We start from the raw sequence: 23,436 nt of genomic DNA on the forward strand, positions 1-23,436 counted from the left end.
AGCGCCGTCGCCTTCATCAGAAGTCCGCCGACAGGGTGACGAAGCTCTGCCGGGGCGCGCTGGCGTGGAAGGCCAGGGCGCGGCCCTGCGGGTCCGTGGCGGCGAAGGCGGTGAGGTTACTGGCGTAGCGGTGGTCGGTCAGGTTGGTGACGTTCAGCGCCAGGGTAAGGGCCTTCAGCTCGCCGATCGCTCCGAAGTCGTAGCTGGCGCCCGCATCAAACGAGGTGGCACCGGCGACGCTCTGGTCATTGGTATAGGTGTAGTAGCGCTTGCCGGTGTACTTGCCGCGCAGGCTCGCCGTCCACGGGCCGGTGGTGTAGCTCACCTCGCTGGCGAACATGCGCTTGGGCGTATCCACGGTCGTCTTGTCCTTCACCGGCACCACCACGCCATTGGCCACGTAGTTGTCATCGTACTTCGAACGGTTGAACGAGGCCGAGTTGTACCACTGGAAGCCCTGCACCGGCTTCCAGATGAAGGTGAACTCCGCGCCGCGGCTGCTCACCGAACCGACGTTGACGAAGGCCGTGTTGCACTCGGGGCGCGTGCCCACCTCGATGCTGGGGCACGGATTGAGCGAGAGCAGGCGGTTGTCGAATTTCACGTCATACAGCGCCACGGAGGCTTCGTAGAATGAGCCCACGCTGCGGAAGCCGCCGTCGATGCTGCGCGACTGCTCCGGCTTCAGGCTGCTCTTGGTGCCATCGAAGGCAGCCTGCGACACCGACTGCGGGCCACCGGCGCCACCACCCTGGAAGGAGGCGATGTTCTTGGCGTAGGAGAGGAACAGCTCCTGCCCGGGTGACAGCTGCCACGCGAGGCCCGCCTGCGGCAGCAGCGCCTTCTGGGCCTTGAGCGTGCCCGTGGCGTACGGGCTTTCCACGCCCGGCAGTTCCACCGCCTTCATCGTGGTGTGCGGGCTCTTCACGCCGATGTCCACGGACAGGCGATCATCGAAGGCCTTGAAGCTGTCCTGCAGGTAGGCCTGCTTGGTGGTGATGGTGTAGTCCTGCGCAAACAGGCGACGGTTCGGCCCCTGCAGGTAGTAGTTATCGCTGACCGGCCCGTCGATCCAGTAGAAGTTGCGTTCCACGTGGTGGTCGTTCTGCTCGTACCACACGCCGCCTTCGACGTGATGCGCACCCAAGTCCCAGCCCAGCGAGGCGATCGCGCCATTGCGGTTGATGGTGTAGTTGGTGCTGCGGATGCTGATCGGCAGTTCCTCCGCCGTACCGGGGAACGACTTCTGCCCCGGCGACCACCAGTGGCCCTGGCCCGCATTTTCATGGTGGTACACCTGCGTGTGCAGCGTGCCGCCGTCGGCCACCGTGAAGTCGCCCGCCACGTAGTAGAGGTCGTCACGACGCAGGGCGCGGCTCTGGTAGTACGCATCGTCGATGTTGTCCACGCCGCCCGAGAAGCCGCAGCGCGCATCCTTCACGCCACCGATGGTGTACGCGGGTGCGCAGTACGCCGCGGCCAGCGCACGGTTCCAGTCCGGTGCATAGAGATTCCAGTCCCAGCCCAGGCCACGCTGCATGCCGCTCTTGGAGAGGTACGCGTAATCCGCCTGGCTGGTGCGCGAGGTATCGGCGAAGCCGGTGATGCGGTTGCCGTCGCCAAACTCGTACACGGCCTTGCCGTTGAACTGCTTGGTATCGGTCTTCGAGTTCGGCTGGGCCCACATGTCCGCGTCTGCCTTGACGCCGGAGAGGTACATGGAGAAGCCCTTGTAATCACCGGTGTCGATGCGCGCATAGGTGCGACGGTTGTGGTCGCTGCCGAAGGTCTGCGCGACCTTGCCGCCGAACTTCTTTGACGGATCGGCGGAGAAGTACTGGATGGTACCGCCGAGGTTGCTGGTGGAGGCGGTGCCCAGGGCGCCGATGCCTTCGGAGAGTTCCACGGTGGACATGTTCTCGGCGATCAGCGCACGCGAGATGTTCAGGCCGTTGTAGTTGCCATACGCGTTGTCGCCCAGCGGCAGGCCGTCCACCGTGTAGCCCAGGCGCGTGGTGTTGAAGCCACGCAGGGTGATGGTCTGTGACTCTTCGTTGGCACCGAAGGCGTCATTCGATTCCACGTTCACGCCGGGCAGGCGGTTGAGAATCTTCTGAGGGCTCGTGCCCGGCGGCAGCACTTTCTGGTCCTGCGGGACGATGCGCTGCACCTGGCGGGTTTCGCCCTGGCCAATGACCGACACCGCTTCCAGGTCCTGGGTTTTCGGCGGCGGGGCATCCTCGGCATGGACGGGGACGGCGAACGCGGCGGCAAGGGCGAGGAACAGGGCGGAGCGCATGGGCTTCATCAAGATCGAACTCAACACGAAGGAAGCCGACGAGCGTGGAGCGCATGTATTTACGTTTGTTTACGGCTTTTCGACGGACGCCGGTTTGGTGACACACGTCGCATTTGTGGCAGTCGCGCAAAACTGCAACACTCCATCCGAACAATGGCGCACCCCCAGACGGACCGGCCCATGTCACTCCGCCAACGCCTCGCTGCCCTGCTCCTCCTGGCTTTTGCCGCCGAGGCTTCCGCTGCTCATCGTGTCATCGTCTTCGTCTGGGACGGCATGCGGCCGGACGCGATCAGCGAAGACGACACGCCGCATCTCGCGGCGCTGGTGAAGGAAGGCACGTTCTTCGCGGATAACCACGCGACGTACCCGACCTTCACCATGGTCAATGCATCGAGCTTCGCCACCGGTTCGTTCCCTGGCACCATCGGCTTCTTCGGCAACCGCTTCTGGGCCCCGGGCGCCAGCGGCTTCGATGCCAAGGGCGTGCCCAGCGACTTCGCCGCGCCGGTGTATACGGAAGACTATGCGGTGCTCCGCGCGCTGGACGACCACTGGCACCACGAGCTGCTGCAGGCGCCCACCCTGCTGGAACGCGCGCGGAAGAAGGGCCTGAAAACGGCCGTGGTCGGCAAGTCGGGCCCAGCGTTCCTGCAGGATATCCACGAAGGCGGCACGATCCTCGACGAGAACGTGGCCCTGCCGCTGGCCTTCGCCAAGAAGCTCTCAAAGGCCGGCTTCCCGCTGCCGGCCAACATCGTGCATGCGTACGACGCGGACCACTTCCAGCTTGAACCCGACAACGGCACGCCCACGGCCCAGCTCCCGCTGGTGACGCTGAAAGACGGCAGCACCTCGGATGCCTCCGATGGCGCCGGCGCCCCGCCGACCGCGTCGAACGCGTACCTGATGAAGGCCTTCCTCGAGTACATCCTGCCGGTGGAGAAGCCCGACGTCAGCTTCGTCTGGCTGCGCAACCCGGATTCCACCGAGCACCAGTACGGCGTGGGCTCGCCGAATTTCCACCTTGCCCTGCGCGCGCAGGACGAGCTGCTCGGCCAGCTGCAGGCCAAGCTGAAAGCGCTGGGCATGGACGGCGACACCGACCTGGTGATCGTCTCCGACCACGCGCACAGCAACGTGGCAGGCCCGCGCGACCTGTTCCCCCTGCGCCAGATCGCCGATGGCCGCGTCGGCCGCGTCGATAACGAATGGGGCTTCTCCAGCTCGGGCGCCATCCGCCTCGCCGACGAGATGACCCAGGCCGGTTTCACCGCGTTCGATGGCTTCGGCTGCATCTACGCACCGGTGATGTCCGGCGTCCTCGCCAACGGCAAGCCCCTGCACCCCACGCGCTTCGACGACGATGGTCGCGTCTGCGGCAAGCCCGGCCCGTACACTACGCCCGCGTACAAAGTGCCAGCGGACCTGCCGAAGGACGCCTTCGTCATCGCCCCGAACGGTGGCAGCGAATACCTCTACCTGCCGTCGCACGATCGCGCCCAGGTGGAGAAGGCGGTGCGCTTCCTGCAGTCGCGCGAGATGTTCGGCGCCATCTTCGTCGATGCGCGCTACGGCAAGATCCCCGGCACCCTGCCGCTGGCCACCGTGCATCTGGCCAACAAGCGCGCACCGGACATCATCGCCAGCTACGACTTCGACGCGAACGCCGTGATCCAGGGCTTCCCCGGCACGGTGTACACCAGCATGAGCAACGAGCGCGGCATGCACGGCAGCTTCAGCCCGGTGGACGTGCACAACACCCTGCTGATGACCGGCCCCGACTTCCGCAAAAACCTGCGCAGCGAGCTGCCCAGCGGCAATGTCGACGTGGCGCCGACGCTGGCCGCCGTGCTCGGCATCGACCTGGGCAAGGCCGACGGCCGCGTGCTGCGCGAAGGCGTGGAAGGCCGCGACGGCGCGGGCCTTTCCGTGAAGGCCGCCGACGTCACCACGGATAGCGCCACCAGGCTGGACGTACGCCGCGTCGACGGCACGCCCATGGGCCGCAGCACCTATCGCTTCATCCTGAAAACGAAGCAGCTGGACGATAACGGCAAGGTCTACACCTACTTCGACCAGGCCCGGGCCGAGCGCGGCCCGTGACCCGCGGCACGACGGCGCCACGCGTGGGCGCCTGTCGCGGGATTCTGCTAGTTTCCGCCCCCTGATCCATCGATAAACGGACCCCCCGGATGTTCAAGCACCTCGCGCTGGCCTCGCTTTCGGCCGCCCTGCTCGCCGCCTGCGCCAGCACTCCCGCCGATAAACCCGGCAAGCCGGCCACCCTGGGCGACGGCGCGACGCTGGACCTCGCGATCCTCGAGACCACCGACGTCCACTCGAACATCCTTTCGTACGACTACTACAAGCAGAAAGACGACGCGTCGTTTGGCTACGAGCGCGTGGCCACGCTGATCCACCAGGCCCGCAAGGAATTCCCCAACACGGTGCTGTTCGACAGCGGCGACACCATCCAGGGCAGCGTCCTCGCCGACTACCAGGCGCTGGTGAAGCCGGTGGGCTGCGACAGCGAGCTGGCCATCTACAAGGCGATGGACAGCGTGGGTTACGACGGCGGCACCGCCGGCAACCACGAATTCAACTATGGCCTGCCGTTCCTCGCCCAGGTGACCAACACCGCGATGAACGTGGACGGCGTGACGGCGAAGCCGTGCGCGGGGCCGAAGTTCCCGCTGGTGCTCTCCAACGTGTTCAGCGCGCGCGACAGCCAGCCGATCTTCAAGCCGTGGACCATCGTCACCAAGACGGTGCACGCGAAGAACGCGGCCGGCAAGGATGTCGCCACGGATGTCCGCATCGCCATCATCGGCTTCACCCCGCCGCCGATCCTCGACTGGGACAAGCGCAACCTGCAGGGCAAGGTCACCGTCACCGGCGTGGTGGAAGCGGCGCAGAAGTACATGCCCGAGATCCAGGCGCAGCATCCGGACCTCGTCGTGGCGATCCTGCACGGCGGCCTGAATACCGCGCCTTACACGCCGCAGATGGAAAACGGTGGCTGGTACCTCGCCGGCGTGCCGGGCATCGACGCGCTGCTGCTGGGCCACTCGCACACCGAGTTCCCGGGGCCCCGCTACGACGGCATGAAGGACGTGGACGCCAAGCGCGGCATCGTCCGTGGCGTGCCGGCCGTGATGGGTGGTTTCTTCGGCAAGGACCTCGGCGTTATCAACCTCAGCATGAAGCGCGAGGGTGGCCGCTGGGTGGTGGAGAAGGACAAGAGCCACAGCGAAGTGCGCCCCATCTGCGTGAAGAAGAGCCAGTGCGTCGATGCGGATCCGGCCATCGAGCCGATCGTGAAGGAGGCGCACGAGGCGGCGGTCGCTTACGTGAACACGCCGATCGGTGCGACCGACCACGACCTCAGCAGCTACTTTGCCGACGAAGGCAACATGACGGCCCTCGCCGTCGTCAACGCCGCGCAGATCGACTACGTGCGTGACGAGCTGTCGCGCTCGCGCCCGGACCTGAAGGACGTGCCGGTGATCTCCACCGCGTCGGCCTTCCGCACGGGCTTCGGCGGCCCGGATGACTACACCGATGTGGCGAAGGGTCCGCTGACGATCCGCAACGCCGCCGACCTGTACTTCTATCCGAACACGCTGGCCGCGGTGAAGATCGATGGCAGCGCGGTGAAGGCATGGCTGGAGAAGTCGGCGACGCGCTTCAACCAGATCGATCCGTCGAAGGACGGCGAGCAGGCGCTGATCGGCAAGATGCCCGGCTACAACTTCGACCAGGCCCAGGGCGGCATCACCTACACCATCGACGTCACCAAGCCGGAAGGCCAGCGCATCGGCAACCTGCGCTACAAAGGCAAGCCGGTGAAGGACGGCCAGGCGTTCGTCGTGGTGACCAACAGCTACCGCGCCAACGGCGGCGGCGAGTTCCCGGGCATGAACGGTGATTCGGTGGTGCTCAACGCGCCGGATGGCAACCGCGAAGTCGTCATCAAGTGGGTCGAGGCGCACAAGACCATCACCAGCAAGCTGGTCGACAAGCGCTCGTGGACCTTCGTCCCGGTGAAGGTGAAAGGCCCGGTGACCTTTACCGGTGCCGTCGGCAAGGAAGACCTCGCCAAATCGCTTGGCCTGCACATCACCCAGCTGAAGGACAACGGCGACGGCACGGCCACCTACGCCATCGATCTCAGCAAGAAATAGGCGTGGGTCTATGACTTTTTGCTGCTTGACACGGTGCACAACGCGGGCCTAACGTCGGGCCATGCATCCCATGACGCCCGCGCTGCGTTCCACCCTGGCCACCTTCGTGGCCGGCGCGGCTGCGTCCATGACCACCACCACGACTACGACCACCACGACCACTACGGTCGGAGGATCGGAGTCCGCGCGCATTTAGGTTCCATGTCGCTGCCGGCCCCGACCTCCCGCAGGACGGGACCGGCGCCAGGAATCTCAGCCGCAATCCCTCCTACGTGATGTGACGGGCCTCTACCGGAGGCTTAGCTCGTGTCCATCGCTGTCGATCTGCACCGTTCCCTCTTACGCGCCGCGCCCGTCCGCGCGGCGCTCCCCCCGCTTGTCGTCAACGTCGGCGTCATCGGGCCCGGCAAGGTCGGCACCGCCTTCCTGCACCAGCTGCGCCACGCCGCACCCCGGCTCCTGCGGGAATGCCGGCTGGAACTGCGGCTGCGCGCGGTCAGCGACAGCCGGCACATGTGGCTGGACTGCGACGATGAGGCCCTGAACGGCCGCATGGGCGGCGCGCAGACCTGGCGCCCGGCCGCGCTGGACGAGTTCGCGGCCTACGTCGCCGGCCCGCACGGGGAAGCCGCCGTCCTCGCTGACTGTACGGCCAGCGACGCGGTGGCCGACCACTATGCGGGCTGGCTCACGGCCGGCATCCACGTAGTCACCCCCAACAAGCGCGCGGCCAGTGGTTGCCTGGATCGCTGGCATGCCATCGCCCGCGCGTCCGATGCCAGCGGCGCCCGCCTGCACTACGAAGGCACGGTGGGGGCGGGCCTGCCGGTGGTGCAGACCCTGCGCGACCTGATCGATACCGGCGACGAGCTGACGGCCGTCGAGGGCATGCTTTCCGGGACCCTGGCGTGGCTGTTCAACCGCTTCGACGGCTCGATCCCGTTCTCCCAGCTGGTCCGCGAGGCCCATGACCTCGGCTACACGGAGCCGGACCCGCGTGACGACCTTTCCGGCATGGACGTGGCCCGCAAGCTGGTGATCCTGGCCCGCGAGGCCGGGTTGCCGCTCTCGCTCGACGACGTGGCGGTGAACAGCCTGGTGCCGGCCGCCCTGGCCGGGCTCGCCCGCGAGGACTTCATGGAAGTCCTGCCGGCGATGGATGCGCCGATGGCCGAGCTGCTGGCCCGGGCCCAGGCCGCCGGCGGGGTGCTACGCCACGTCGCCCGCCTCGACCGCGACGGCGCCTCGGTGGGCGTGCAGGTGCTTGAGCGCGGCCACGCCTTCGCCCATGGCCAGCTCACCGATAACGTGGTGCGTTTCGCCACCCGCCGATACTGCGACAATGCCCTGGTTGTCCAGGGGCCGGGTGCCGGCCCCGAGGTCACCGCCGCGGCGGTCTTCACCGACCTGCTGCGCGTGGCCGGCGCCATGGGAGTAAAACGATGCGCATGCTGAAAGAAGACACCTCGCCCCTCGCCCGCACCGATGTCGCCATCGCCGAGGCTTACGCCAGCGTCGGCAACGTCGGCATTGGTTTCGACATCCTCGGCCATTGCGTCGAGGGCGCCGGCGACCGTGCCGAGGTGCGCCGGATTCCCGAGCGCGAGGTACGCATCGCCGCGATCGACGGCGTAGTCAGCGACCTGCCACTGAAGCCCGAAGACAACACCGCAGGCGCCGCCCTGCTCTCCATGCTGCGCGCGCTGGACCTGCCCTTCGGCTTCGAACTCACCCTGCACAAGGGCATCGCGCTGGGCTCCGGCATGGGCGGTTCGGCCGCGTCGTGCGTGGCCGCCGTGGTGGCCGCGAATGCCCTGCTCGATACGCCGCTGCCGCGCGAGGCGCTGTACCCCTTCGCGATGGACGGCGAAGTGGTGGCCAGCGGCAGCCGCCATGGCGACAACCTCGGCCCCATGCTGCTGGGTGGCCTGGTGCTCGCCACCGAGTCGCGCCTGGTGCGGATTCCGGTTCCCGCGCAGTGGCATTGCGCGCTGGTCCATCCACACGTGGTGCTGGAAACGCGCAAGGCGCGCGCCGCGCTGGCCGGCCACTACGCCCTCGGCGAGTTCGTGGCGCAGAGCGCCAACCTCGCGCTGGTGCTGGCGGGCTGCTACCGCGGCGATGCCGATCTCGTCCGCGAAGGCCTGTCCGATGTGCTGGTCGAGCCGCGCCGCGCCCCGCTGATCCCGGGTTTCTACGCGGTGAAACAGGCCGCGTTGGACCATGGCGCGTTCGGGGCCAGCATTTCCGGTGCGGGCCCGAGTGTGTTTGGCTGGTTCGAAGATCGCGCGGCGGCGGTGGCCGCCGCGCACGACATGCAGGCGGCGTTCCGCCATGCCGGCCACGCCAGCGATGCCCTGGTCGCGCCCATCGACGGCCCCGCCGCGCGGGTGGTGTGACGATGCGTTATGTGAGTACGCGCGGCGGTGCCGCGCCAGTGTCCCTCTCCGCGGCGATCGCCACCGGGCTTGCACCGGATGGTGGGCTCTACGTGCCCGAGACCATGCCGCGTGTCGGCACGTTGCCGGCCGGCGGTTATCTCGCCAGCACCGCGGCAGCCATGCTGGAGCCCTTCTTTGCCGGGGATCCGCTAGCCAGCGAGCTCGAAGCCATCTGCGCCGAGGCCTTTGCCCATCCCGCGCCACGCCGCGAGCTGCGCATTGCCGGTGCGCATGTGCTTGAGCTGTTCCATGGGCCTACCGCAGCGTTCAAGGATTTCGGGGCGCGCTTTCTCGCGGCATGCATCTCGCGCCTGCGTGCCGGCGATCCTGATCCGCTGACCATCCTGGTCGCGACGTCCGGCGACACGGGGGCCGCCGTCGGCGCCGCTTTCCACGGCCTGCCGGGCGTGCGCGTGGCCATCCTCTATCCCGACAACCGCGTGTCGCCGCGCCAGGCCCACCAGCTGGGCAGCTTCGGTGGCAACGTCCGCGCGCTGCGCGTCGAAGGCAGCTTCGATGACTGCCAGCGACTCGTGAAAGGCGCCTTCGGCGATCCCGCCCTGCAGGCCGACGTCCCGCTGTCGTCGGCCAACAGCATCAGCCTCGGCCGCCTGCTGCCGCAGATGGCGTACTTCGGCCATGCGGCATTGAATGCCGAGAATCCGCCCATGAACGTCATCGTCCCCACCGGCAACCTCGGCAACGCGGTGGCCTGCCTGTGGGCACGCGAAATCGGCCTGCCGATCGGGGAGGTGGTGTTCGCCTGCAACGCCAACGACACGCTGCCCGAGTTCTTCGGCGGCCAGCCCTACCGTGCGCGTGATGCCGTGGCGACCATCGCCAACGCCATGGACGTCGGCGCGCCCAGCAACTTCGAACGCCTGCGCCACCTGTTCGGCAGCGACGAAGCCGCGCGTCTTAATGGCAGCGCGCACGCGGTGGACGACGCCACCATCCGTGACGTCATCCGCCGTCACGCCGCCAGCGACGGCGAACTGTTCTGCCCGCACACCGCCACCGCCATCCGCGTGTTCGAACAACGCCGCCTCGCCGGCGACACCCGCGCATGGACGATGGCCGCCACCGCCCATCCCGCGAAATTCGACACCGTCGTCGAGCCCCTGATCGGCCGCGAAGTGGAAGTCCCCGAAGCCCTCGCCGCCATGCTTGCCCGCGACGCGACGGCCGAACCGCTGGCGGCCGACCATCGTGTTTTTGCGGAGTGGTTACGCGGCTGGCATAGCGACTGATCGTTTCGAAGCCACACGCCCCACCGGCTCCCGATACGCCGGTGCCATAACCGTCACGCTGTTCGACTGGACAACCCGTTGCCCGCCGGGAGTGAACGCCGCGAGTTCCGCCGTCGTGTTGCGCTCGGGGTCAGGCGTCCAGTCCATCGACAGGACGTAGCGGAGGGTGAACGGGCCGCCGGTTCCGAAGTCGTATTCGTTCGTGAGGTCCACCGTGGCCTCGAGGACTTCGCCGGGTTGGATCAGGCGGAACACGGCCATGACGGTGCCGCCCCAGTTCACCCATCGGCCGCGGTACGGCGCCTTGCGGCCGAAGGCATTGGCCGCCTCGAACTGGTCGCGGGCGAGACGGCCGCCCGCCGCGATAAAGGGTGTAGCGGGCCCGAACACGTGCACAGGCTGGTCGCCGTCGTTGGTGAGCACCAGGGTGACGAGCACCCGGTCGTGTGTTCCCGGCGGGGTGCTGTCACGCAGCGTGGCGACCAGATGGGATCCGGCCTGGGCGCTCGCAGCGCAAAGGAACAGCGCGGCCGACGCCATGAGTCGGCCGAGGAATGAGGCAGTCATTCAAGTCTCCTGGCCGGTCAGCGCGGACGCGCGTGCGGATCGCGGCGGCCATCCAGCAGCGCGTCGATGGACTCGCCCAGGCGGACCAGCGTGTCGACAGGCGCCGAGGCTGGGCCGGTCGGAAGACGATGCCTGGCATCGCGGAGGGCAGCGACAAGCCGGCCCTCGGGATCGTTGACCCAGGCCCGCGAGAACACCGTGCCCCCGTTACCCCGCACGGTGTCCAGCGCACCCTCGGCGTCGTAGTCGAGCCGTAGCCCCTTCCCCAACGACACCGCCCTCCCCTGCTCGATGCGTGCCTGGATGCCCTCGCGCTCCCCACGCCCGGACACGTCGGCGCCGGTGGCGTCCCATGCCACCGACCACGTCGCGGGGTCCCCACCCCCGACATGCCGCTCGACCAGCCTCCCCTGTTCAAAGTCCTCGCTTACCTCGGGCGCGCTGCCCGCCTCGGCAGCCACCGCGTCGGCAGCCTTCGCCCCGATGGGTTTGCACTTGGTCGGGAAGCCCGTGCCCAGGTCCATCATCCGGTTGGGGTACGGGCCCACGTCCACGCCCATGAACTCGCTATAGACGGCGAACCCGGCCGGGCAGGACCACGCCCCGTTGCCGTGGCCATCGAGTTCTTCCAGCACCACACCACCGCCGGGCCGCGACACGGCGTGGACGAAGCGGTAGGCATAGCCCGTCGTGGTGGTCTGCACGCTGCCCAGCTCGCAGCCGACATAGCGCTCCCAGGCGCAGTGGGCCGCCATCTGCCATTGCGCGGCCTGGGCCGGAATGGTCGACCAGCGGTCATCGCCGTCGTACTCGGCAAAGGGCGCGGCCGTTTCGGCGGCGAACGAGAGCAGCGGGAAAACGAGGCAAAAAGCAGCCGCGAGCCGCGCAGGAATGCGCGCCCCGGCCTTCCGGAGACTGGCCATGATTCATCCTTTGGGTTGTGGTTCCGAGCGGAACGGCGGCAAGTCTAGGTAGGCATTTGCGGGTGGGTCAACGCGCCGAATGGGACCTGCATCACACTCCGTCCGTTTTCGGATTTTTCTCATACAAAAGCGTGCATACCACTTGATCTGAAGCGGGATTCTTATGCGGTGTCCGGTGCCGAACCACTACTCGGACGTCTGGCCGTCTAAACGGTCCTAGGAAAATTCTTACACCTGAAACTGTTGACACGCGTCAAACGGGTGACGTACGTTCGATCACATGACGCAGCGCAACACCCATGGCCGCTTTGCCCTGAATCGACTTACCAAGGTCGACGGCACGCTGCGTCTCGGCGGCGGCCTCCTTCTTATTAACCTTGTACTTATTACCTGCGGAGGTGCGGGCTAAGGGCAAGTGTCCAGGTGAAGCAAAAATAACCTGAAGACTCCTGAAGAACCCCGCACCCGGAAACGGATGCGGGGTTTTTTATTGCCCGGCCCGCCTCGACAACGAGCGGAGCCAGACATGAATCCAGCACACCAGGGCAGTACACACGGCGACGTCGAAAGCGACGTAGGCCGCGTGCGTATCTTCGACACCACCTTGCGCGACGGCGAGCAGGCCCCTGGGTTTTCCATGGACCGGCGCGCCAAGATGCGCATGGCGCACGCCCTGGAAGACCTGGGTGTCGACATTATCGAAGCCGGCTTCCCACAGGCTTCACCCGACGATTTCGCCGCCGTGGCCGAGATCGCGCGAACACTGAAAGCGCCCACGGTGGCTGCCCTGGCACGATGTCAGGCAGGTGATATCGATGCCGCGGGCAAGGCACTGGAAGGCGCGCGACACTCACGGATCCACCTGTTCCTGTCCACCTCGCCGCTGCATCGCGAGCACAAGCTGGGCAAGAGCAAGCAGCAAGTGATCGACATCGCCGCCGAGGCGATCTACCGGGCAAAGGCCCTGGCCCACGAAGTTGAATTCTCCGCCGAAGATGCCCTGCGCACCGAGCCGGACTACCTCGCCGAGATCTTCTCGGTCGCCGTTGAAGCCGGCGCCACGGTGCTCAACGCCCCCGACACCGTCGGTTACACCACTCCCGCCGAAATCATCGAGATGTTCCGCTACCTGCGCGCCAACGTGCGCGGCGTGGACAAGGCCATCTTCTCCGCGCATTGCCACGACGACCTGGGCATGGCGGTGGCCAACAGCCTGGCCGCGATCAGCGCAGGCGCACGCCAGGTGGAATGCACCATCAATGGTATCGGCGAGCGCGCCGGCAACGCGGCACTGGAAGAAATCGTCATGGCGCTGCACACGCGCCGCCCGCTGTTCAAGCTGGACACCGGCATCGTCACCCAGCACCTGTATCCGACCTCGCGCCTGCTGGCCGAAGTCACCGGCCAGGCCGTGCCGCGCAACAAGGCCATCGTCGGCGACAACGCCTTCGCGCATGAATCGGGCATCCACCAGCACGGCATGCTCAAGCACCGCGGCACCTACGAAATCATGAGCCCGCAGGATGTTGGCGCGAAGACCTCGCTGGTCCTCGGCAAGCATTCGGGCCGCCATGCCTTGCGCCAGCGCCTCGTCGAACTGGATTACGACATCGACGAGACCACGCTGGACACCGTCTTCGAGCGCTTCAAGGCCGTCGCCGACCGCCAGCGCTCCGTCACCAACGATGACCTCGTGGCCCTGATGGGCGCCTACGAGGCTGACAACGAGACCGCCGCTGTCGCGGTCCAGTCCTGAGGAGGAACCATGGAAGCCCCGACCCATCTCTGGCACAACGGCCGCATCAAGGCCTGGGCCGACGCCACCTGCCATGTCGGCGCGCATGCGCTGCACTACGGTTCCTCGGTATTTGAAGGCATCCGCGTGTACAGCACGCCGGATGGCCCGCGTTACTTCCGCCTGGAAGAGCACACCGAGCGGCTGTTCCACTCCGCGCGCGTGTACGACCTGGTGATGCCGTACGACGCCGCGACGCTGAATCGCGCCTGCCGCGAAGTCATCGTCGCCAATGGCCTGAAGTCGGCCTACGTGCGCCCCATCGTCTTCCGCAGTGGCTTCACCTTCAGCCTGGCGCCGTCGCTGGATACCGCCATCGACGTGGCGATCATCGCCCTGCCCTGGGGTGCCTACCATGGCGCCGATGCCATCGAGAAAGGCGTCGATGTCTGCGTTTCCTCGTGGAACCGCGCGGCACCGAATACGTTCCCCTCGGGCGCGAAGGCCGGCGGCAATTACCTCAACAGCCAGCTGATCGCGCGCGAAGCCATCAATGGCGGCTATGCCGAAGGCATCGCGCTGGGCACCGACGGCCTGCTGAGCGAAGGCGCGGGCGAGAACCTGTTCGTGGTGCGCAAGGGCGTGATCTACACGCCGCCCGCCGCCGCTTCCATCCTGTGCGGTATCACCCGCGATTCCGTTCTCACGCTGGCGAAGGACCTGGGCTACGAAGTGGTCGAGCAGCCGTTGCCGCGCGAGATGCTGTATTTCGCCGACGAGGTGTTCATGACCGGCACCGCCGCCGAAGTCACCGCCGTGCGCTCCGTCGACCGCAAGCCGGTCGGCAGCGGTCGCCCGGGCCCGATCACGCGTGCGCTGCAGGATGCCTTCTTTGGCCTGTTCGACGGCCGCACCGAAGATCGCTGGGGCTGGCTCACGCCGGTGGAAGAAGCCAATGCCGGGAGGGTCGCCGCATGAGCGCGCGCACCCTGTTCGACAAGCTGTGGGATGCCCACCAGGTACAGGCCGAAACCGATAGCACGCCGGGCGTGCTGTACATCGACCTGCATCTCGTCCATGAAGTCACCTCGCCGCAGGCCTTCGATGAACTGCGTTCGCGCGGCCTGAAGGTGCGCCGCCCCGATCGTACGCTGGCCACGCTGGACCATTCCACGCCTACCCTGCCGGCCGGCGCCGATGGCAAGCGCCCGTACGTGACGAAGGAAGCCGAGGCCCAGGTCGCCGCGCTGGAAAGCAACGTGCGCGAGTTCGGCATCGACCTGATGGGCTGGGACAGCCCGCATCGCGGCGTCGTCCACGTGGCCGGCCCCGAAGTGGGCGCCACGCATCCGGGCATGACCATCGTCTGTGGTGACAGCCACACCGCCACGCACGGCGCGTTCGGTGCGCTGGCCTTCGGCATCGGCACCACCGAGGTCGGCCATGTACTTGCCACGCAGTGCCTGCTCCAGCGCAAGCCGAAGTCGTTTGCCATCCACGTGGATGGCCGGCTGCAGCCGGGCGTCACCGCGAAGGACCTGATCCTGCACATCATCGGGACCATCGGCATCGGCGGCGGTACGGGCCATGTGCTGGAGTACACCGGCGAAGCCATCCGCGCGCTGTCGATGGAAGAGCGCATGACCGTCTGCAACATGTCGATCGAAGCCGGTGCCCGCGCCGGCCTGGTCGCGCCGGACGAGACCACCTTCGACTGGCTCAAGGGCCGCGAGCGTGCACCCCAGGGCGCGGCATGGGATGCGGCTGTCGCTGGCTGGCGCACGCTGACTACCGACGAAGGCGCCACGTACGACCGCGAGGTACGCATCGATGCCTCCACGATCCAGCCCTCGGTCACCTACGGCACGCATCCGGGCATGGTCGTGTCCATCCACGCACCGGTGCCTGCCGCCGCCGACGCGCTGGAACAGCGCGCACTGGATTACATGAAGGTGACCGCCGGCAAGCCGATCGCGGGCGAAGCCGTCGATGTCGTCTTCATCGGCAGCTGCACCAATGGCCGCCTCTCCGACCTGCGCGCCGCCGCGGAGATCCTGCGTGGCCGCCGCGTCGCCGACGGTGTCCGCATGTTGGTGGTGCCGGGCTCGGAGCAGGTCCGCCGTGATGCCGAGCGCGAAGGCCTGGACGAAGTGTTCCGCAACGCCGGTGCCGAGTGGCGCCAGCCGGGCTGCTCCATGTGCATCGCGATGAACGGCGACATGGCCCAGCCAGGCCAGCTCGTCGTCGCCACCAGCAACCGTAACTTCGAGGGCCGCCAGGGCAAGGGTGCCCGCACGGTGCTGGCCAGCCCGCTCGTCGCCGCTGCCTCCGCCGTGGCCGGCCGCGTCGCCGACCCACGCGACTACCTGACCCAGGAGGCCGCCGCATGAGCGCCACCACCCGCCCGCTGACCTACGTGCATTCGCGTACCGCGGTGCTGCGCGATGAAAACATCGATACCGACCGGATCATCCCGGCGCGGTTCCTCACCACCACCGAGCGCACCGGCCTGGGCAAGCACTGCTTCGAAGACTGGCGCTATGCCGCCGATGGCTCGGATAACCCGGCGTTCCCGCTGAACCAGCCGCAGGCGCGTGGCAGCGCCATCCTCGTCGCCGGCCGCAATTTCGGCTGCGGTTCGTCGCGCGAGCACGCGCCGTGGGCCCTGCTGGATTACGGCATCAAGGCGGTGATCTCCAATGAGATTGCCGACATCTTCCGCGGCAACGCGCTGAAGAACGGCCTGCTCGCCATCGTGCTTTCCGATGCCGAGCACCGCTGGCTGCTGGATAACCCGGGCGTGGAGCTGCGCATCGATATCGCCAGCAGCACGATCCGCCTGCCCGACGGCGGCTCCATCCATTTCGACCTCGAACCCTTTGCCCGCCACTGCCTGCTCAACGGCGTGGACCAGATGGGTTTCCTGCTGCAGCAGGAAAACGCCATCGGGGCCTATGAACAGCGTACGGAGAATGCAGCATGAAGAAGGCCCACATCGTCGTCCTGCCTGGTGACGGCATTGGCCCTGAAGTCGCGTCCGCGGGCGTCGCCGTCTTGCGTGCGGTAGCCGAGCGATTCGGTCACGCGTTTACCTTTACCGAGCATGCCATCGGTGGTGACGCGATCGATCGCTTTGGCGATCCCCTGCCGCCGCAGACGCGCGACGCGCTGCTGGCCTGCGACGCCATCCTGCTCGGCGCCGTGGGTGGCCCGAAGTGGTCCGACCCGGCCGCGAAGGTCCGCCCGGAGCAGGGCCTGCTGGCGATGCGCAAGCTGCTCGGCGTGTTCGCCAACGTGCGTCCGCTGAAGCTGCATCCGCGCACCGCGGCCTTGTCGCCGCTGAAGCCGGACCGTACCGCGGGCGTGGACCTGGTGTTCATTCGCGAATTGACCGGCGGGATCTACTTCGGCGCGAAGACCCGCAGCGAGACCGACGCCACCGACGAATGCCGCTACAGCGTCGAGGAAGTCGAGCGCGTCGTCCGCCACGCCTTCGAGCTGGCGCGTACGCGGCGCCGGAAGGTCACCTCGGTGGACAAGGCCAACGTGCTGGAGACCTCGCGCCTGTGGCGTTCGGTGGCCACGCGCGTCGCTGCCGACTACCCGGATGTGGCGCTGGAGCACCAGCTGGTCGATTCGATGGCCATGCACCTGCTCACGCACCCGGCCGACTACGACGTGATCGTGACCGAGAACATGTTCGGCGACATCCTCACCGACGAAGCGTCGGTGCTGGCCGGCTCGCTGGGCCTGTCGCCGTCGGCCTCCATCGGCGGCCCCGGCGCCGGTGTGTACGAGCCGATCCACGGCTCCGCCCCCGACATCGCCGGCCAGTCCATCGCCAACCCACTGGGCACGATCCTGTCCGCGGCGATGCTGCTGCGCCATTCGCTGGGCCTGGCCGACGAAGCCGCGACTGTGGAAGCCGCGGTCGACCACGTGCTGGAGCACGCCACCCTCACCCGCGATCTCGGCGGCACCGCGACGACGCATGCCGTCACCCGCGCTGTCCTGGACGCTATCCAAAGCAAGGCGGAGGCCGCATGAACGATCGCAAGATTCCCATCCGTACGCTGCGCAGCGACGCGATCAAGACCGGACCGGACCGTGCGCCTGCACGGGCCATGCTCCGCGCCACGGGGCTGGACGACGACGCCATTGCGCGGCCGATGGTCGCCATCGTGCACAGCTGGTCCAACGTCTCGCCCTGCAACCTCAACCTGCGTGACCTGGCCGAAGCAGCCGCCGACGGCGTGCGTGCCGCGGGCGGTACGCCGGTGGAGTTCAACACCATCGCCGTCACCGACGGCATCGCGATGGGCACCACCGGCATGCGCTCGTCGCTGGTCAGCCGCGAAGTCATCACCGACTCGATCGAGCTGGCCGTCGATGGCCATTGCCTCGACGCGATGGTGGTGCTGTGCGGCTGCGACAAGACCATCCCCGCCGCCGCGATGGCGCTGGCCCGCCTGAACATCCCGGGCGTGGCGCTGTATGGCGGCAGCATCGACCACGGCAGCCGCAACGGCTGCGCCATCACCGTGCAGAACGTGTTCGAGGCCGTCGGCGCGCATGGCGCCGGCAAGATCAACGATGCCGAGCTGGACGACGTCGAACGGCATGCCTGCCCCGGTGCCGGTGCCTGTGGTGGCCAGTACACCGCCAATACCATGGCGATGGTGCTGACCATGCTCGGCCTCACCCCGATGGGCCTGAACGACATCCCGGCCACGCATCCCGACAAGCGCGACGCGGCGTTCCGCTGCGGCGAGCTGGCGATGGCCAACCTGGTGGCCAACCGCAAGCCGCGCGACGTGATGACCCGCGATGCCTTCGACAACGCCACCCGCGTCGTCGCGGCCACCGCCGGTTCGACCAACGCCGTGCTGCACCTGCTGGCCATCGCCAACGAAGCACGCGTGCCCCTGTCCATCGAAGACTTCGAGCCTGCCTCGAAAAACACCCCGGTGATCGCCGACCTGATGCCCGGCGGCCGTTTCAGCGCCGTGGAAATGTCCGCCGCCGGCGGCGTCGCCGTCGTGGCCCGCGAACTGCGCACGGCCGGGATGCTGAAGAACACGGATACCGTCACCGGCCGCACGATGTTCGACGAACTCGATGCCGCGCCCGCGGCGACGGACGGCCAGGTGGTCGTTCGCCCGGTGTCGAATGCGTTCAAGCCACGCGGTGGCTACAGCATCCTCTACGGCAACCTCTCGCCGGAAGGCTGCATCCTGAAACTGGCCGGCCACGGCCGTACCAGCCACGCCGGCCCCGCGCGCGTGTTCGAAAGCGAGGAAGACGCGTTCGCCGCCGTGCAGGCCGGGCGCATCCGGGCCGGCGACGTGATGGTCATCCGCAACGAAGGCCCCGCAGGCGGTCCCGGCATGCGCGAGATGCTGGCCGTCACCGCCGCCCTGGTCGGCCGCGGCCTCGGCAATGACGTGGCCCTGATCACCGATGGCCGTTTCAGCGGCGCGACGCACGGCTTCATGGTCGGCCACATCGCACCGGAAGCCGCGCGCGGCGGCCCCATCGGCCTGCTCCGCGAAGGCGATGCCATCTTCATCGATGCGAGCACGCGTGAGCTGCGCACCGACGCCGACCTCGCCTCGCGTCGCGGCACGTGGCAGCCCTCCCCGCCCAAGGTCACCCGCGGCGTACTGGCGAAGTACGCGCGCCTGGTCGGCTCCGCCGCAGAAGGCGCCGTCACCCAGGCCTTCGACGACGCACCCGCCACCGACCATCGCGTACGCCGCGAAATAGAAGACGAGACCTACACCCAGGAACTGATCGGCAACTAACCCCTATCGCTTTCGCGTACCTATTGATCCCAAGGAACTGACATGACCGAGAAGCAAGCCACCACTGCCCCACTGCAGAACGCCCGTATCGCCGTGCTCGGCTACGGCAGCCAGGGCCGCGCGCACGCCCTGAACCTGAAGGATTCCGGCCTCGACGTGGTCGTCGGCCTGCGTCCGGGCGGCCCGTCCTGGAGCCGCGCGTATGTCGATGGCTTCGCCGTGGCCGAACCGGCGGATGCCGTACGCGGCGCCGACCTGGTCGCCGTGCTCACCCCGGACATGACCCAGCCGGGCATCTACAAGGACGCCATCGAAGCCAACATCAAGCCGGGCGCGACGCTGCTGTTCGCGCACGGCTTCAACGTGCACTTCGGCCAGATCACCCCGCGCGCCGACATCGACGTCGTGCTGGTGGCACCGAAGGGCCCGGGCGCGCTGGTCCGTCGCGAGTATGAAATCGGCCGCGGCGTGCCCTGTCTGTTCGCGGTGCACCAGGACGCCACCGGCCACGCGGCCGAACGTGCCAGGGCCTATGCGGCAGGCATCGGCGGCGCCCGCGCCATGCTGATCGAAACCGACTTCAAGGAAGAGACCGAGACCGATCTGTTCGGTGAGCAGGCCGTGCTCTGCGGCGGTGCCTCGGAGCTGGTGATCAAGAGCTTTGAAACGCTGGTGGAAGCGGGCTACCGCCCCGAGATCGCCTACTACGAGGTGATGCACGAGCTGAAGCTGATCGTCGACCTGTTCTACGAAGGTGGCATCGCACGCATGCTGGAGTTCATCTCCGAGACCGCGCAGTACGGCGACTACACCCGCGGCCCGCGCATCGTCGATGCCGGCACCAAGGAGCGCATGAAGGCCGTGCTCACCGAGATCCAGGACGGCACGTTCGCGCGCGAGTGGACCGCCGAGTACAAGGCTGGCCTGCCGAACTACAAGGCGTTCAAGCAGCGCGATCTCGAGCATCCGATCGAGAAGGTGGGTGCGCAGCTGCGTGCGCGCATGCCGTGGCTGGCGACCAACCAGCCGAAGCCTGCGGCGGAAGAAGCTACCAAGACCTCGTAAGCCTCTCCTCTCCTTGTAGGAGCGCACCCCGTGCGCTTCTACAACGTCCCGGATTTAAGGAATCTCTACGTGAACGCGCAACTGGATACCGTCGGCGACATTAGCCGCCCTACTGCGAAGCATCCCCTCGCCGGCCATGCCATGACCGGTGCCGACATCGTCGTGCAGATCCTCGCGGACGAAGGCCTTGATGTGCTTTTCGGTTACTCCGGTGGCGCGATCCTCCCCGTCTACGACGCCGTATTCCGTTTCAACGCCGAGCACCCGCGCGATGACGGCAACGAACCGTTGCCGCTTATCGTCCCGGCCAATGAGCAGGGCGCATGTTTCATGGCCGCGGGCTACGCGCGGGCTTCTGGCCGCGTCGGCGTCGCGCTGGTCACCTCGGGCCCCGGTGCCACCAACGCGGTGACGCCGGTGCGCGATTCCATGGCCGATTCCATTCCGCTGGTGGTCGTCTGCGGCCAGGTGCCCACCGGCGCCATCGGCACCGACGCCTTCCAGGAGGCGCCGGTCAGCCAGATCATGGGCGCCTGCGCCAAGCACGTGTTCCTCGTCACCGACGCCTCGACGCTGGAGGCCACGCTGCGCACGGCGTTCCATATCGCCCGCAGTGGCCGGCCCGGCCCCGTCGTCATCGATATCCCCAAGGATGTGCAGAACGCACCGCTCATCTTCGAGGGCAGCCGCGAACTGCCCGTGCGCGGCTATCGCTCGCGCCTGCACGCCGTCGAGTCGGCTACGCTCACCGACGCCGCCTGCGCCGCCTTCTTCGCCACGCTGGGCGCGTCCGAGCGTCCGCTGATTTATGCCGGTGGCGGCATCGTCTCCGCTGGCGCCTCCGGACCGCTGCGCGACTTCGCGCATGCGTTCGGCATCCCCGTGGTTACCACGCTGATGGGCATCGGTGGCTTCGACACCACCGACCCGCTGGCCCTGCACATGCTGGGCATGCACGGCGCCGCGTACGCCAACTACGCCATGGATGACTGCGACTTCGTCTTCGCACTGGGCGCGCGCTTCGACGACCGCGTCGTCGGCGTGCCCGACCAGTTCGCGCCGCGCGCCCGCGCCATCGCCCAGGTGGACATCGACCCGGCCGAGATCGGCAAGGTCAAGGCTGTCGACTGGCACCACGTCGGTTCACTCGACCAGGCCCTGGACCGCCTGCTGGCTTATGGTGCGCGCATCGGTTTCCGCCGCGACCTCTCAGCCTGGCATGCCCATGTCGCGGGCCTGAAACGCCACCACGCCATGAACTTCTCGCGCGACAGCGACAGCATCCAGCCCTGCGCCGTCATCGAAGCGATCAACCGCATCACCAACGGCCGCGCCATCATCAGCACCGGTGTCGGCCAGCACCAGATGTGGGCAGCGCAATACTTCGACTTCCGCGAGCCGCGCCACTGGCTCACCTCCGGCTCCATGGGCACGATGGGCTTTGGCCTGCCCGCGGCGATCGGCGCGCAGTTCGCCAGGCCCGACCTCACCGTCATCGACATCGATGGCGACGCCAGCATCCGCATGAACATCGGCGAGCTGGAAACCGTCACCACCTACGGCTTGCCGGTGAAAGTCGTCGTGCTGAACAACAGCGGCGACGGCATGGTGCGGCAGTGGCAGAAACTCTTCTTCAAGGGCCGCTTCTCGGCCTCGGACAAGAGCCTGCACAAGAAGGACTTCATCAAGGCAGCGCAGGCCGATGGCTTTGAATGGGCGCAACGCCTCGACGACCCTCGCGCCATCGACGCCACCATTGCCGACTTCCTCGCCTTCGACGGCCCGGCGTTCCTCGAAGTGGTGATCGATCCGGATGCCGGCGTGTATCCGATGGTGGGCCCCGGCGCGACATACGCGCAGATGATCACCGGCGACTGGATTCCCAGCCGCGACACACCGGTGGAGGCCACGGGCCAGCCGACGGGGATGTTCTGACCATGCGCCACACGATATCGATCCTGCTGCAGAACGAGGCGGGCGCGCTGGCCCGCGTCGCCGGCCTGTTCGCCTCGCGCGGTTACAACATCGAATCCCTCACCGTCGCCGCGACGCCGGACGACGACGTCTCACGACTCACCCTTGTGGTGTTCGGCGACGACGCGACGGTGGAGCAGATCATCAAGCAATCCGCCAAGCTCGTTGACGTGATCGAAATCGGCGAGCTCACCCGCAAGGAGCACGTGGAGCGCGAACTGCTTGTCGCCCGCGTGGAGGGCGACGAGGCGGCCATCGATGCGTGTCTCGACCGGTTCAGCGCCAGGCTGTTGCAGCGAGAAGGCCCGCAGTCGGTCGTCGAGTACACCGGCAGTGCCGACGCCGTGGATCGCTTCCTCGATGCCCTGCGCGCCGCCGGCGATGTCGCCGACCACGCGCGCAGCGGCATCGCCGCCATCGAGCGCCCCCTCGTTACCGCCTGAGGGTTACCAGACCTTGTAGACCTGGCCCGTCTGCAGGCCTTCCACCGAGCGTGAGAAGGCCAGCGCGGCACGCGCCGCACTCACCGGTTCGAAGCCGCGGAAGAAGGGCCCGTAGGCGTCCATCGCTTCGGTCAGCACGTTCGGGCTCACCACGTTGATACGCAGGCCGCGCGGCAGCTCGATGGCGGCCGCACGCACGTACGCTTCCACCGCGCCGTTGGCCATGCTGGCGCAGGCACCGGCGAGGATGGGCTGCTCGGTAAGAATGCCGGTGATCAGGGTGAACGAGCCGCGGTCGCGCAGATGGTTCATGCCCGCCTGCACCAGGCGCACCTGGCCGAGCAGCTTGTCGTTCAGGCCTTCCAGGTATTTCGCTTCGGTGAGTTCCGCCAGCGGGGCGAACGGCACCTTGCCGGCGGCACACACCACCGCATCGAGTTCACCGACCGAGGCGTACATGGCCTCCACGCTGGCAGCGTCACGCACGTCCACGCGCACGTCGCCACCGTGCCGGCCCGCGCGAATGATCTCGTGGCGCTGGCCGAGTTCAGCCGCCACGGCCTGGCCCAGTGTGCCGCTGGCGCCAACAATGAGGATCTTCATGATGATGTCTCCGGGGGAATGGCGAACGGGCAAGGGTACCGCGTGTCCACCGCGGTTTCATGGCCCGTAGCCGGGGGCTTCACCCCACCGAACCTACGTTGGTCATCGACGCAACCGAGTGGAGCCCCCCATGCCCTACACCCCG

Annotated in this window: 17 protein-coding genes and 1 pseudogene; 14 read left to right on the forward strand and 4 right to left on the reverse strand. The window is 67.5% G+C overall.

All coding sequences use genetic code 11. The annotated features are described in order from the left end of the window. Positions 1 to 16: 16 nt before the first annotated feature. Positions 17 to 2,308: a TonB-dependent receptor gene (locus FIV34_RS19435; protein WP_139985139.1), complete on the reverse strand. Its 2,292-nt coding sequence runs from the start codon at positions 2,306 to 2,308 to the stop codon at positions 17 to 19. A gap of 171 nt (positions 2,309 to 2,479) precedes the next feature. Between FIV34_RS19435 and FIV34_RS19440 the strand changes: the two genes are divergently transcribed. The 5 genes from FIV34_RS19440 (at position 2,480) to thrC (ending at position 10,177) form a co-directional block, all read left to right on the forward strand. Then, positions 2,480 to 4,405 (forward strand): alkaline phosphatase family protein, encoded by a 1,926-nt coding sequence (locus FIV34_RS19440; protein ID WP_170207665.1) that lies wholly within the window; start codon positions 2,480 to 2,482, stop codon positions 4,403 to 4,405. An 89-nt stretch (positions 4,406 to 4,494) separates the two neighbouring features. Further along, on the forward strand, positions 4,495 to 6,486 hold the full coding sequence (locus tag FIV34_RS19445) for a bifunctional 2',3'-cyclic-nucleotide 2'-phosphodiesterase/3'-nucleotidase (protein WP_139985141.1): 1,992 nt from the start codon (positions 4,495 to 4,497) through the stop codon (positions 6,484 to 6,486). A gap of 306 nt (positions 6,487 to 6,792) precedes the next feature. Continuing rightward, positions 6,793 to 7,941: a homoserine dehydrogenase family protein gene (locus FIV34_RS19450; RefSeq protein WP_139985142.1), complete on the forward strand. Its 1,149-nt coding sequence runs from the start codon at positions 6,793 to 6,795 to the stop codon at positions 7,939 to 7,941. Continuing rightward, entirely contained in the window at positions 7,929 to 8,885 is a 957-nt protein-coding gene (locus FIV34_RS19455) for a homoserine kinase (protein WP_139985143.1), read from the forward strand. Before FIV34_RS19450 ends, FIV34_RS19455 begins: the two co-directional genes overlap by 13 nt. 2 nt (positions 8,886 to 8,887) lie before the next feature. Further along, positions 8,888 to 10,177, forward strand: a complete 1,290-nt coding sequence (thrC, locus tag FIV34_RS19460; RefSeq protein WP_139985144.1) for a threonine synthase — start codon at positions 8,888 to 8,890, stop codon at positions 10,175 to 10,177. Here thrC and FIV34_RS19465 read toward each other — a convergent pair. Next, the gene (locus tag FIV34_RS19465) at positions 10,154 to 10,744 is read right to left on the reverse strand and encodes a hypothetical protein (RefSeq protein ID WP_139985145.1); all 591 of its coding nucleotides are present in this window, start codon (positions 10,742 to 10,744) and stop codon (positions 10,154 to 10,156) included. The genes thrC and FIV34_RS19465 overlap by 24 nt on opposite strands. 17 nt (positions 10,745 to 10,761) lie before the next feature. Beyond that, on the reverse strand, positions 10,762 to 11,667 hold the full coding sequence (locus tag FIV34_RS19470; RefSeq protein WP_139985146.1) for a hypothetical protein: 906 nt from the start codon (positions 11,665 to 11,667) through the stop codon (positions 10,762 to 10,764). Positions 11,668 to 12,193: 526 nt separating this feature from the next. On the opposite strand from FIV34_RS19470, the pseudogene FIV34_RS19475 reads away from it, so the two are divergent. The 9 genes and pseudogenes from FIV34_RS19475 to ilvN form a co-directional block, all read left to right on the forward strand. Further along, positions 12,194 to 13,369 (forward strand): annotated as a pseudogene (locus tag FIV34_RS19475) (2-isopropylmalate synthase); the annotation flags it as partial. Between the two features lie 63 nt (positions 13,370 to 13,432). Beyond that, positions 13,433 to 14,380, forward strand: a complete 948-nt coding sequence (locus tag FIV34_RS19480) for a branched-chain amino acid transaminase (RefSeq protein WP_139985148.1) — start codon at positions 13,433 to 13,435, stop codon at positions 14,378 to 14,380. Next, a complete protein-coding gene (gene leuC / locus FIV34_RS19485; protein ID WP_139985149.1) occupies positions 14,377 to 15,792 on the forward strand; it encodes a 3-isopropylmalate dehydratase large subunit in 1,416 nt (471 codons plus the stop codon). Before FIV34_RS19480 ends, leuC begins: the two co-directional genes overlap by 4 nt. Continuing rightward, positions 15,789 to 16,385, forward strand: a complete 597-nt coding sequence (gene leuD / locus FIV34_RS19490) for a 3-isopropylmalate dehydratase small subunit (protein ID WP_139985150.1) — start codon at positions 15,789 to 15,791, stop codon at positions 16,383 to 16,385. Before leuC ends, leuD begins: the two co-directional genes overlap by 4 nt. Then, entirely contained in the window at positions 16,382 to 17,449 is a 1,068-nt protein-coding gene (gene leuB / locus FIV34_RS19495) for a 3-isopropylmalate dehydrogenase (RefSeq protein WP_139985151.1), read from the forward strand. The genes leuD and leuB overlap by 4 nt, the downstream gene beginning before the upstream one ends. Then, positions 17,446 to 19,206: a dihydroxy-acid dehydratase gene (gene ilvD / locus FIV34_RS19500; protein ID WP_246058692.1), complete on the forward strand. Its 1,761-nt coding sequence runs from the start codon at positions 17,446 to 17,448 to the stop codon at positions 19,204 to 19,206. The genes leuB and ilvD overlap by 4 nt, the downstream gene beginning before the upstream one ends. A gap of 42 nt (positions 19,207 to 19,248) precedes the next feature. Then, positions 19,249 to 20,271, forward strand: a complete 1,023-nt coding sequence (gene ilvC, locus FIV34_RS19505; RefSeq protein ID WP_139985152.1) for a ketol-acid reductoisomerase — start codon at positions 19,249 to 19,251, stop codon at positions 20,269 to 20,271. Between the two features lie 141 nt (positions 20,272 to 20,412). Beyond that, a complete protein-coding gene (ilvB, locus tag FIV34_RS19510; RefSeq protein ID WP_139986125.1) occupies positions 20,413 to 22,206 on the forward strand; it encodes a biosynthetic-type acetolactate synthase large subunit in 1,794 nt (597 codons plus the stop codon). Between the two features lie 2 nt (positions 22,207 to 22,208). Further along, positions 22,209 to 22,688: an acetolactate synthase small subunit gene (ilvN, locus tag FIV34_RS19515; protein WP_139985153.1), complete on the forward strand. Its 480-nt coding sequence runs from the start codon at positions 22,209 to 22,211 to the stop codon at positions 22,686 to 22,688. A 3-nt stretch (positions 22,689 to 22,691) separates the two neighbouring features. Here the strand turns inward: ilvN and FIV34_RS19520 are convergent, their stop codons facing one another. Continuing rightward, complete coding sequence (locus tag FIV34_RS19520; protein WP_139985154.1) at positions 22,692 to 23,291, reverse strand: short chain dehydrogenase; 600 nt, start codon at positions 23,289 to 23,291, stop codon at positions 22,692 to 22,694. Positions 23,292 to 23,436: the final 145 nt, after the last annotated feature.

This window comes from Luteibacter pinisoli (assembly GCF_006385595.1).
Lineage (GTDB): Bacteria > Pseudomonadota > Gammaproteobacteria > Xanthomonadales > Rhodanobacteraceae > Luteibacter > Luteibacter pinisoli.